Genomic DNA, 11,368 nt, shown 5'->3' with positions numbered 1-11,368 from the left:
GCTACTTATAGTCCCACTATTAGTAAAAGTAGTAATCTCAGTATTACCAAGATAAATAGCCTCACCATTGTTTGAACTTATAGTACCTTTATTAGAGAAATTATTAATTGTAGATTTAGAACTTTCACTTCCCCAAACTACTACTCCAAATTTAGAAGAACCATTTCCAATAATACCTTCATTGATAAAGGTTTCTATGGTAGCACCACCACTTCTATTTACACCTACTTGAACACCAGAAGTATTACTTCCACCTATAAGAGTCCCTTCATTTTTAAAAGTAGAAGTTGAAGAACCTTTTTGAAAAAGAACAGCTTGACTATTTTGATTAGAAATTGTAATGGTTCCGCCACTTCCTATAGTAAGAGTATTATTGCTTCCAGTTATGGTTTGCGTTTCAGTTTTTGAATCACTTATCGTAGTGTTAGTATTTTGATAAGTAGTTGTTGATTTAGTTTTGCTATCATCATAAGCTTCTACATTAGCTGTAGCATAAGAATAAGAACTTAAAAAAGAGATTGTAACTAAAGAAAGAACTAGTTTTTTTGAAGAACGAGAATGGTTTTTTTCAATCCCCCCCCCCCCGAAATCTCTTTTAAACTATGTTTTTGATCCATTGTTTAAAACTCCTTTGATTGTTTATTTTAAAAAAGAAAATAAAAAAGTAATAAAATATAAATAATAAACTTTTTTGGAATAATAAAATATTTTTAATTAAAAGTTTATTAATAATAATTTTTAATTGATTATTTTTAGTGATAACTTTTTATATTGTTGTATAAGTATTTTAAACATCATTTGATAATCTTTTTTATAATTTTAGAAATTATAAAAATAAAATTAAATAATTTTTGAAATAAAAAATTAAGGGATTTAAAAAGTATATAAAACTTAAATTTTCAAATTTATATTTACTAAAAAATATAAAATTTAAAGATTAAATTAATTTTTAGTATTAAAAAGTTGTTTTAAGTATTCTTGTTTTAAAGAGTTATTTACTTCTGCTTTTATCTCTTTTTGTTCTTTTATCGCTAAATCTTTATCAGAAAAATATAAATAATCAATTCCAAAAATTACAGCAAAAAATATAAGCAAAGGGATTAAAAAAATCATTTTAAGATAGTCTCCTAAAAATACTTCCATAATACTCTATATTTTCTGCTTTTTCATTTTTTTCTATAGTTTCTATGGCGCCACTATTAATAGCTTTTTGTATATCATCATCTAAATCTTGATAAGAAAAAACCATACTGATGCTAATTATATTGGAAAGTTTTTCAAGCTTTTTATAAGAATTTAACTCGTCTTCTAAATTTTCACTTTCTATAACTACTATAATTTTACCATTTTCACTCATTTCAACTGAACAATTTGGAACTTGATTGATATCTTGTATCAATTTTTCTTGATTTTCTTCTTTTGTTAAAATCAAAACACTAGAAAGATTCATTTTAAACTCCTAAATAAAAGTATATTTGAAAATCCAGAAAGAATAAAATTTTTATTATCTATAAAAATTATATTTTCAACGCTTAAATTTTCATTATCAAAAAAAGTTAGTTGTTTTAAAGTATCTGTGCTAAAGATCTTTGTTTTATTGTCATTGTTATCACTAAAAACAGCAATTTTACCATCAGGACTTAAAGAACAAGCATAAATTAAAAAATTTTGTTGTAAAAAATTTTCTTTATTGTTTTTTATAATGCCTATACGTCTATCAGTAGAACAACTTAAGATAATATTTTTTTTAAAATCTATTTGATAGATATTGTCTTTGTGAATTTGTTTATATTTATGCAATACTTTCCATTCTTTTAAATCAAAAAGTTTTATTTCTCCACTTTCAAAACCTAATGCCAAAATAGTCTTATCTTCATTAAGTTGCAAATTTCCTAAAGCTGATTGTGAAAATTTAAATTTTTTTAATAAGGTTAAATTTTTTATATCAAAAAGATAAATTTCAGAGCTTATTGAAGCTATAAGAATGGTATATTTGTTAATAAAAAAAACTTTTCTTATATCATTTAATTGAATTTTTTGTTTTGTGAGTTGTTTGTCTTTATAAACAAATAAATCTTTTTTCCCATAACTTCCTTCGCTTAAAATCAATAAACTGTCTTCTAAAGAATCTATATCATAAATTTGAGAAAAACTTTCATCATAATAAGTTTTGATCTTAGGTAGAATAAAAAGCTTTTTTAATTTATCGTTTTTTAAACCAAAAGAGAAAACTTCGCCTTTGTCGGTTCCAATATATAAAAAATCTCCATTTTTTTTCAAAGAACTTATATTTGAATTTAGTTTTATCTCATAAGAAAAAGAATAAAGTATAAAAAAAGTAAGGATAAAAAATATCCTTACCATATTTTATTTAACTCCTTCATTGATTACATCAATTAGGTTTGATTTTTTAAGTAGATCTTTGTTTGTAAAGTCTGCTTTAAAAGTATTTCCCACTATAGGTTTAGCATCACTTTGTGGCACGTGGCATTGAGTACAATTAAATCTTGTATCGCTGATAACATCGCCTGTATTTTTATCGTGTCTAAAGTCATAATAATGAGTTGGAGGGATCGGAGTAGCACCAACATCTGCTGCTATAGCTTTATCATGGCAACTTAAACACGAATTATTATCTTTTGTAATAGGCAATAAATCTTCTACAGAATGCGGGATCAATGGAGGTGCATTCTCATAAGATCTATCATAAACGCTAGCTTCTCCTGGTTGAGCTGCACTATAGTTAATATCTGCTAAAACAACTTTATTTTCATTTTCTAAACTTGCTTTTCTAAGCCCAATTTGCTCTGAACTTATACCGCTATTGATTCCGCAGGCAACCAAAAATAAAGCTGCAGCAGTTGAAACTAAAAATATTTTCTTTTTCATTATTTTTTCCTTAAATCGAATATATTAAAATTTAAAGCATTATCATCGCAAACTTCTATACATCTTGCACATCGTATACACTCTCCTGAAGTTACACTAGAACTTTCTTTTGCTATCATCCATAAAACTTGTTTTTCTGGACATATATTGATGCAACGATAGCATTTAGTGCAATTATCTACATTATGCTTTATTTTTAAAATCGCAAAACGAGAAATTACAGCATAAAAAGCTCCCAAAGGACAAATATGAGAGCAAATAGCTCTAGGACTTAAGAAAGTGTCTATGCAAAAAATGATAAAAGCAACAAAAATCCAAGAAGTTCCACCAAAAATAATTCCTCTATGTATAATGCCTATATAAGAAAAATTTTCAAATACAGGTAAAGAGAATATAAAAGATAAAATCAATACTAAAACTAAAATAAAATAACGCAAATTTTTATTTAAAATTAAAAATTTACTTGTTTTAAAATTTAATTTTTGACGCATAAAAGCGGAAAAATCTGTAATTAAATTTATAGGGCAAACCCAAGAACAAAACGCTCTACCTAAAAATACTCCATAAAGTATAAAAACCACTAAAGCACCTAAAAGCATAGTTATATCTATACTTAAACTCGCTAAGAAAATTTGTAAAATAGCAAAAGGATCGCTTAAAGGAATAGTTGAAAAAAGAACAGAAGAACTTAAATTTCCATTTAATATAAAATGAGTACTAGTAAAACTAAAAAGAACTAAAATTGCAATCTGAGTAAAACGTCTTAATATTAGATATTTCATAACATTTCCTCATTATTAAGATAATCTTGTGCTTTGTTTTGATCTAATTTTTTTTCCTCATTGCTTTCATTTAAACGTTTTTCATCTTCTTTATCCCAACCTTTAACATAATGAGATCCTGCTTTACCTAAAACAAATTTTCTTGGCAAAACTCTAATGGCTGGTTCTTGTGTAATGCAAGCAAGCTCACAAAGTCCGCAACCTACACAAACTTCATGATCTACGATAGGTAATAAAAAAGCATGTTTTGCTGTGCGTTCATTTCTCTTAAATTCAAGCTTTAAAGCCTTGTCAATCAAAGGACAAGCTCTATAACACGCATCACATTGAATCCCCCAATGTGCTACACATGAAGCACTATCGATAATAGCTATGCCCATTTTAAGTTCATAAACCCCATCTTTTTTTTCAAGATACTTTTTATCTAAAGCATCTGTAGGGCATTCTCTAATGCAAGGTATATCTTCGCATAAATAACAAGGAATTTTTCTTGCTTCAAAAAAAGGTGTTCCATTTTGGGGTGCATCAAGTAAAGAAGCAAGTTTTAAGGTATCATAAGGACAAGCATTGACACAAAGTCCGCAACGAATACACTTTGATAAAAATACTTCTTCATCATCTGCACCTGGAGGCCTAAGATAATATCTATCTTTGGCATTTAAAGCTAAAGTAGCCAAAAAACCACCTCCGGCACAAAGGCACAAATTTTTAAAGCTTTTTATGAAAAATTCTCTTCTTTGCATTAAATTTAAGCCTTAGTAATTTTAACCGCACATTTTTTATAATCGGTTTGTTTTGATAATGGACAAGTAGCGTCTAGAGTTACTTTGTTGATATAAACATTCTCATCAAACCAAGGCACATAAACAAGTCCAACAGGTGGTTTATTTCTACCTCTCATATCTATACGTGCTTTTACTTTACCACGACGTGATTCTATCCAAACTAAATCACCTTGATTTAAAGATAAATTTTTTGCATCTATTTCATTGATATAGCAAAGTGCTTCAGGAACAGCTCTATAAAGCTCAGGAACACGCATAGTCATAGTTCCGCTATGCCAATGCTCAAGCACCCTACCCGTTGCAAGCCAGAATGGATACTCTTTGCTTGGTCTTTCAGGAGCTTTCATAAATGGTCTAAAGAAAATTTTTGCTTTATTTTTAATGCTATATTTTTTATCATCTTTTGGAGCGATTAAATCACCCTTAGCAAGCATTTTGTCAAATTCTCCATAGAAAGCAAAATCAGAATTTGGAGCAGCTTTTTTTGCATAATAATCAAATTTAGTATTAAAACGCCATTGTGTTTCTTTTCCATTAACAACTGGCCATCTTAATCCTCTTACTTTATGATAAGTGTCAAATTCTGCCAAATCGTGACCATGACCTAAACCAAATTTGCGGTATTCTTCCCAAAGATATTTTTGAACGAAAAATCCATAACCTTTAAATTCTTTACCATCGCTTCCTATGATATTTCTTTCATCACCTTTTGCATCAGTATTGTCAAATCCTTTGGCTACTTCATCTTCTGTGCTAAAACCTTTAGCTTCAGCATTTGCAAAAAGAACATCATATAAAGTATCTTCTTCGTTATATCCCATATTTTTAGCATCTTCTAAAACACTTGGCAAGGTTAATTTATCATCTACTTTTTGCTCTTTCCATACTTCTTTGAGTTTAAATCTTTTTGCAAATTCCATAATTTGCCAAGTATCACTCATAGCTTCACCTACAGGTAAAACTTGTTGGCGCCAATGCTGTGTTCTTCTTTCGGCATTACCGTAAGCGCCCCATTTTTCATATATCATAGCACTTGGTAAAATTAGATCAGCTACTTTTGCTGAAATTCCAGGATAACAATCACTTACTACAATAAAATTATCCATATTTCTTGCTGCATCGATCCAGTGATTTGCATTGGCAGTATTTTGCCAAGGATTATTTACTTGAACCCAAATGAATTTTATTTTTCCATCTTCTAAATTTCTCATTATATCAACAAAAGGAGAACCTGGTTTTGGATTGATAGTTTTTGCAGGAACTTTCCAAATTTTTTCTGAAATTTCTCTATGTTTTGGATTTGCAACAACCATATCTGCTGGCAAACGATGTGCAAAAGTTCCAACTTCTCTAGCTGTTCCACAAGCACTTGGTTGTCCTGTTAAAGAAAATGCTCCGCTTCCAGGTTTTGATTGTTTGCCTAGTAATAAATGCACCATATAAGCTTGCTCATTTACCCAAGATCCACGCGTATGCTGATTAAAGCCCATAGTCCAAAAACTTACTACTTTGCGATTTTTTTCAATATATAAATTTGCTAGTTGTTGAAGTTTTTTCTTGAAATCTTCTAAAGATTCATTATCATCACCTTTTGAAACTTCTGCAACATAATCAAGTGTATAAGGGCTTAAAGCTTTTTTAAATTCTTCAAAGCTAATTTCCCAATTGTCACTAGCTTGAGCTCTATGTTTCATATAGAATTTATCACCTTTTTTAACACCAAGATAAGCAAGTGAAGTTGCTTCTTCATCATCTAAAGTGATCACATTTTCTTTTTCAACTATATCTTTTTCTGATTCTTTAAATTTTGGATGATTTAGATCATTTCTCATACCATAACCAATATCAGTATATCCTGTAGCAAAAACACAATGTTTATCAATAAATTTCTTATCTATTGCTTCTGGATGATTATATACAATTTCTCTAGCAATAAAATTCCAAATTGCTAAATCTGTATTTGGTTTAAAAATAATTTCAATATCTGCTATATTTGAAGTTCTATTAGAATAAGTGCTTAAATTTACTATTTTTACTTTATCAAGATTACTTAATTTTCTATCACTTACTCTTGACCAAAGAATAGGATGCATTTCAGCCATATTTGCACCCCAAGTTATAATAGTATCTGTTAATTCTATATCATCATAACAACCTGCAGGTTCATCTATACCGAAAGTTTGCATAAATCCAATTACCGCAGACGCCATACAATGTCTTGCATTTGGATCGATATTGTTTGTTCTAAAACCAGCTTTTGCAAGTTTTAATGCAGCATATCCTTCTTGAATAGTATATTGACCACTTCCAAATATACCTATACCACTAACACCTAATTCGTTGTAAGTTTTTTTAAATTGCTTTTCCATTTCATCAAAGGCTCTTTGCCAAGAAACTTGTTTAAATTTACCTTTTTTATCAAATTCGCCTTTTTCATTAACACGTAATAAAGGAGTAACTAATCTATCCTCTCCATACATAATTTTTGCATTAAAATAACCCTTGATACAATTAAGCCCTCTATTAACTGGAGCTGCTGGATCTCCTTTTGTAGCCACTATTTTGCCATCTTTTCTAGCAATCATAATTCCACAGCCTGTTCCACAAAATCTACAAACTGCTTTATCCCATTTCCAATTTTCTTCATTAGAAGCAAAACTAGGAACACTAAGCCCTGCAACACTTGCAGCACTTGCAATAGCGGTGTTCTTAATGAAATCCCTTCTATTCATTATTTCCTCCAAAAAATTTAAAGATAAAAGTTTTATTATAGTTTATGCTTAATAAAAAAAATATTAATTTAGTAGCTAAAAGAAATAATTTCAAAATATCTATTTAGGATATTTTGAGTCCTAAATAATTGATTTAAATAATAATATTTAATAAGCAAGAAAATTTCCAAATAATACAAATAACTATTTGGAAATTTTTAAAATATTAACGTTTGAGTTGATTAACAATGCTTAACATATCATCGCTTGTTGTAATAGCCTTTGAACCTGCCTCATAAGCTCTTTGACCTGTGATAAGATCTGTCATTTCTTCAACAAGTTGAACATTGCTAAGTTCAACAAAACCATGTTTAATTTGTCCTAAGCCATCTTGACCAGCAATTCCAGCAACTGGAGCTCCACTTGCACCCGTTTCTAAGTAAAGATTATCACCTATTGAATGAAGTCCTGCAGGATTGATAAATTGCACAAGCTCTACTTGTCCAATTTGGGTTTCTTGTTGCTCTCCTGGAAGCATAACAGAAACTGTTCCATCTGTAGCAACATTGATCGCAATAGCTCCTTCTGGAATAGTCATTTCAGGTAAAAGTCTATATCCATCTGAATTTACTATATTTCCTTCATTGTCTTTAGTAAATTGTCCATTTCTAGTATAACCTATAGTTCCATCAGGAAGTTGCACTTGAAAAAATCCATTTCCCGCAATAGCCATATCTAAACCATCTGTACTAGTGGCTTTAAAACTTCCTTCTGTAAAAATTTTAGTAATTGCAGTTGGACGCACACCAACACCCACTTCTATACCAGAAGGAGAAAGAGTAGTAGCAGAAGTTGAAGTTCCTGCATACTTCATAGTTTGATACATAAGATCAGCAAATTCAGCTCTTGATTTTTTAAATCCAACTGTATTAACATTTGCAATATTATTTGAAGTAACATCAATTTGTGTTTGCTGTGCTATCATACCTGTAGCAGCAGTGTGAAGTGATCTCATCATAGTTTTATCCTTTTATTTATTTAACGCTTGCAAGTTTATTGATAGCATCTTGGTTTAAATCATCCATATGCGCTGTCATAACTTTTTGATACATTTCAACCATTCTATTGGCCTCTATAAGACTTACCATTTCGGTTACAGGATTTACATTTGATCCTTGAGAAAAACCTTGTCTTATCGCATTTGAATTATCTAAATCTCTAATTCTTGTTAAATCATCGATTTTATATACATTATCGCCATCTTTTTGTAAAGCTCTTATATCATCTACTTGAGCAATAAACAATCTTGAGTTTTGATTCCCATCAACAGAAATATTTCCATTTTTATCAACATTGATATAATTTGCATTTTCATTTACTTTAATCCACGCATTTTGGGGATTGTTAAAATAATTAGAATTTAAAACTTTATAACCTTGTTTATTTACCAAATAACCCTCATCATCAAGCTGAAAATTTCCATCTTTTGTGAGTCTTACTTCGCCATTATTTGTTTGCACTAAATAAAAAGCATCTTCTCTAGTTATTGCAAGATCTAAAGGATTATTAGTAGTTTTTAAAGAACCCATTGTAAAATCTGTATATTCTTGATCAATTTGAGGAACTCTATCGATCGTAGTATTAGCAAATCTTGAAGCATCTCTTGTATGATTTTGTATAGGCAACTCATCTTGAGTTTCTTTAAAAATCCTTTTAAAATCTGCAATAACAACATCATCTCTTTTATAACCACTTGTATTAATATTAGCAAGATTGTTTGTAATCACATCTAATCTATTAAACTGTGTTACCATACCACCGGTTGCTTGATAATATCCATTTTGCATATTTTCACCTATATTTTTAATTTTCAAAAAATGTTTAAGCAAAGAGTGTTCCAAAAAATTTTTCAAAATTTAAATGATATTAATACAATATAAATTTTTAAGAAATTTTTAGCTAAAATATTAAATTCAATGTAAAAACTGAAATAAGGAAATTAATGAGCGCAAAAACCCAAGAAGCAGAATTAGAAGAGCTATTTAAAGAAAATGAAAAAGATTATATTACTTATGAAAAATTAGTTAAATATCTTTCAAAACAACCTAACGCATCTATAGCCAAAAAAATACAAACTTTGATCAAAAAATATAAAGTTCAACTTTTTTCAGCGGCTGAAATTGCTCAGATTAAAAATATAGAAGATGCTAAAAGATTGCAAGAAGAAAAACAAAAGCTTCAAGATACAAGCTTGGAAAGCGAATTTGATTTAGCAAATGAAAATGATTTATTGGAATGGAGTAGATCAGATTCTCCTGTGCGTATGTACTTAAGGGAAATGGGGCAAATTGCTCTGCTTAGTAAAGATGAAGAAGTAGAAATCTCTAAAAAAATAGAACTAGGCGAAGATATTATAATTGATGCTTTTTGTTCTGTTCCTTATTTGATTGATTTTATCTTAGATTATAAAGAACCTCTTATCAATAGAGAAAGAAGAGTAAAAGAACTTTTTAAAAGTTTTGATGATGATGATAAAAATGATGATAAAAATGATGAGCTTGAAGAAGATGAAGAATTAGAAAATGAAAATGATGACAAAAATAAAAAAAATAAGAAAAAAGAAGATGAAAGAACTTTAAAAGTTATAGAAAAATTTAAAGCTTTAGAAAAAGCAAAAAAAGATTGGCTAAAAGTAAGTAAAACAGACAAGGAAAGCAATAATGATGAATTACTTGATAAATTAAGCATTGCTTTTAAAAAGAATATTCTCAAAGAAAAACTTATGGATTTAGGCCCTACTTCAAAACTTATTTCAGAGATTGTAAAGTCAATGGAAACAGCTCTTAAGAGTGATGAAGAATTTGATAAGGAGCTTAAACGCTTAGAATATCGCTTACCAATGTTTTCAGAAGAACTTAAGACACGTCATGCAAATATTTTAAAAGATATTACAAAATTAAGCAAAGAAGAAATTGCTGAAAAATCACTAGAAACTACCATGGTTAGCACATATATGGAAATAAAAAAACTCTTTCAAACTAAAGAGGCTAGTAAAAAAGGATTTGATCTTGAAAAAAATCATCTTAAAGAAATTTTAGAACAAATTAAACGTGGAAAGAAAATTTCAGACGAGGCTAAAGCAAGAATGGCTAAATCAAATTTACGTTTAGTGGTAAGTATCGCAAAACGCTATACAAATCGAGGATTGCCTTTCCTAGATCTTATACAAGAAGGTAATATAGGTCTTATGAAAGCTGTAGATAAATTTGAATATAAAAGAGGTTATAAATTCTCAACCTATGCTACTTGGTGGATAAGACAAGCTATATCAAGAGCAATTGCCGATCAAGCAAGAACAATTAGAATTCCTATACATATGATAGAAACTATTAATCAAATCAATAAAATCATACGCGAACACTTACAAAAAAATGGCAAAGAACCTGATGTAAGCATCATAGCTAAAGAAGTGGGTTTAAGTGTAGATAAAGTTAAACAAGTAATTAAAATCACAAAAGAACCTATATCATTAGAAGCTCCTATAGGCAATGAAGATGATGGAAAATTTGGAGATTTTGTAGAAGATAGAAATTCACTCTCTCCTATGGATCATATTTTAAAAGATGATTTAAAAGAACAAATTGATGAAGTTTTAGATCAGCTCAATGATAGAGAAAAAGCTGTCATTCGTATGCGTTTTGGCTTAATGGATGATGAGAGCGATAGAACTTTAGAAGAAATTGGTAAAGAACTTAATGTAACTAGGGAAAGAGTGCGTCAAATAGAAAGTTCAGCTATTAAAAAATTAAAACACCCTAAAGTTGGAAGAAAACTTAAAAATTATATAGAAGGATGGAAATAATTTTTTCATCCTTTTGTGCTTTAAATTATTTTTATATATTTTTATTATATTAATTTCATATTTTAATCTAGTCTTTTAAATATCCAATTATTTTTAATTTAAAATATCTAAAGTTTGTTACTTCAAAAATTTTATTTTTATTTAATTTTTTAATCTTCCCCATCTAATTCTTTACACATCTTTTAAATTCTTGATAATACTTCCAAGACTCAATTATATCAGGGCGTTGTTGTTTAATATGGATTAATTCTTTATCTAATATAACTTTTAATTTTTGTCTTAAATTAACGTTTTCTTTAAAATAATTTAAAATATCATTTGCATTACACAACTTAAGTT

The 11,368-nt window shown here is 28.9% G+C and carries 10 protein-coding genes and 1 pseudogene; 1 reads left to right on the top strand and 10 read right to left on the bottom strand.

What is annotated here, in order from left to right; genetic code table 11:
• Window positions 1-942 precede the first annotated feature (942 nt).
• From JG677_RS05250 to JG677_RS05210, 9 genes are all read right to left on the bottom strand, one after another.
• Window positions 943-1,113, bottom strand: a complete 171-nt coding sequence (locus JG677_RS05250; protein ID WP_200285524.1) for a hypothetical protein — start codon at window positions 1,111-1,113, stop codon at window positions 943-945.
• Between the two features lies 1 nt (window position 1,114).
• The gene (locus JG677_RS05245) at window positions 1,115-1,450 is read right to left on the bottom strand and encodes a chaperone NapD (protein WP_200169329.1); all 336 of its coding nucleotides are present in this window, start codon (window positions 1,448-1,450) and stop codon (window positions 1,115-1,117) included.
• Complete coding sequence (locus tag JG677_RS05240; RefSeq protein WP_200285522.1) at window positions 1,447-2,364, bottom strand: WD40 repeat domain-containing protein; 918 nt, start codon at window positions 2,362-2,364, stop codon at window positions 1,447-1,449. The genes JG677_RS05245 and JG677_RS05240 overlap by 4 nt, the downstream gene beginning before the upstream one ends.
• A gap of 3 nt (window positions 2,365-2,367) precedes the next feature.
• A complete protein-coding gene (locus tag JG677_RS05235) occupies window positions 2,368-2,889 on the bottom strand; it encodes a nitrate reductase cytochrome c-type subunit (RefSeq protein ID WP_200169327.1) in 522 nt (173 codons plus the stop codon).
• Window positions 2,889-3,671 carry a quinol dehydrogenase ferredoxin subunit NapH gene (gene napH / locus JG677_RS05230; RefSeq protein ID WP_200285520.1) on the bottom strand — a complete coding sequence of 261 codons (783 nt, stop codon included), beginning with the start codon at window positions 3,669-3,671 and terminating at the stop codon, window positions 2,889-2,891. The genes JG677_RS05235 and napH overlap by 1 nt, the downstream gene beginning before the upstream one ends.
• Entirely contained in the window at window positions 3,668-4,414 is a 747-nt protein-coding gene (gene napG, locus JG677_RS05225; RefSeq protein WP_200169325.1) for a ferredoxin-type protein NapG, read from the bottom strand. The genes napH and napG overlap by 4 nt, the downstream gene beginning before the upstream one ends.
• A 5-nt stretch (window positions 4,415-4,419) precedes the next feature.
• Complete coding sequence (gene napA, locus JG677_RS05220; protein ID WP_200285518.1) at window positions 4,420-7,188, bottom strand: periplasmic nitrate reductase subunit alpha; 2,769 nt, start codon at window positions 7,186-7,188, stop codon at window positions 4,420-4,422.
• Window positions 7,189-7,393: 205 nt separating this feature from the next.
• Window positions 7,394-8,185 carry a flagellar basal-body rod protein FlgG gene (gene flgG, locus JG677_RS05215; RefSeq protein WP_131186330.1) on the bottom strand — a complete coding sequence of 264 codons (792 nt, stop codon included), beginning with the start codon at window positions 8,183-8,185 and terminating at the stop codon, window positions 7,394-7,396.
• Window positions 8,186-8,201: 16 nt separating this feature from the next.
• Window positions 8,202-9,014 (bottom strand): flagellar hook-basal body protein, encoded by an 813-nt coding sequence (locus JG677_RS05210; protein ID WP_200169442.1) that lies wholly within the window; start codon window positions 9,012-9,014, stop codon window positions 8,202-8,204.
• A 143-nt stretch (window positions 9,015-9,157) separates the two neighbouring features.
• Between JG677_RS05210 and rpoD the strand changes: the two genes are divergently transcribed.
• Complete coding sequence (gene rpoD / locus JG677_RS05205) at window positions 9,158-11,029, top strand: RNA polymerase sigma factor RpoD (protein ID WP_325099554.1); 1,872 nt, start codon at window positions 9,158-9,160, stop codon at window positions 11,027-11,029.
• Between the two features lie 149 nt (window positions 11,030-11,178).
• On the opposite strand, the pseudogene JG677_RS05200 reads toward rpoD, so the two are convergent.
• Window positions 11,179-11,368: pseudogene (locus JG677_RS05200) on the bottom strand (DUF2972 domain-containing protein); the annotation flags it as partial.

The sequence above is a fragment of the Campylobacter sp. TTU-622 genome, assembly GCF_016598965.1.
Classification (GTDB): Bacteria; Campylobacterota; Campylobacteria; order Campylobacterales; family Campylobacteraceae; genus Campylobacter_D.
Note: the sequence above shows the minus strand (reverse complement) of the source record. Positions and strands in the feature narration are given on the sequence as shown.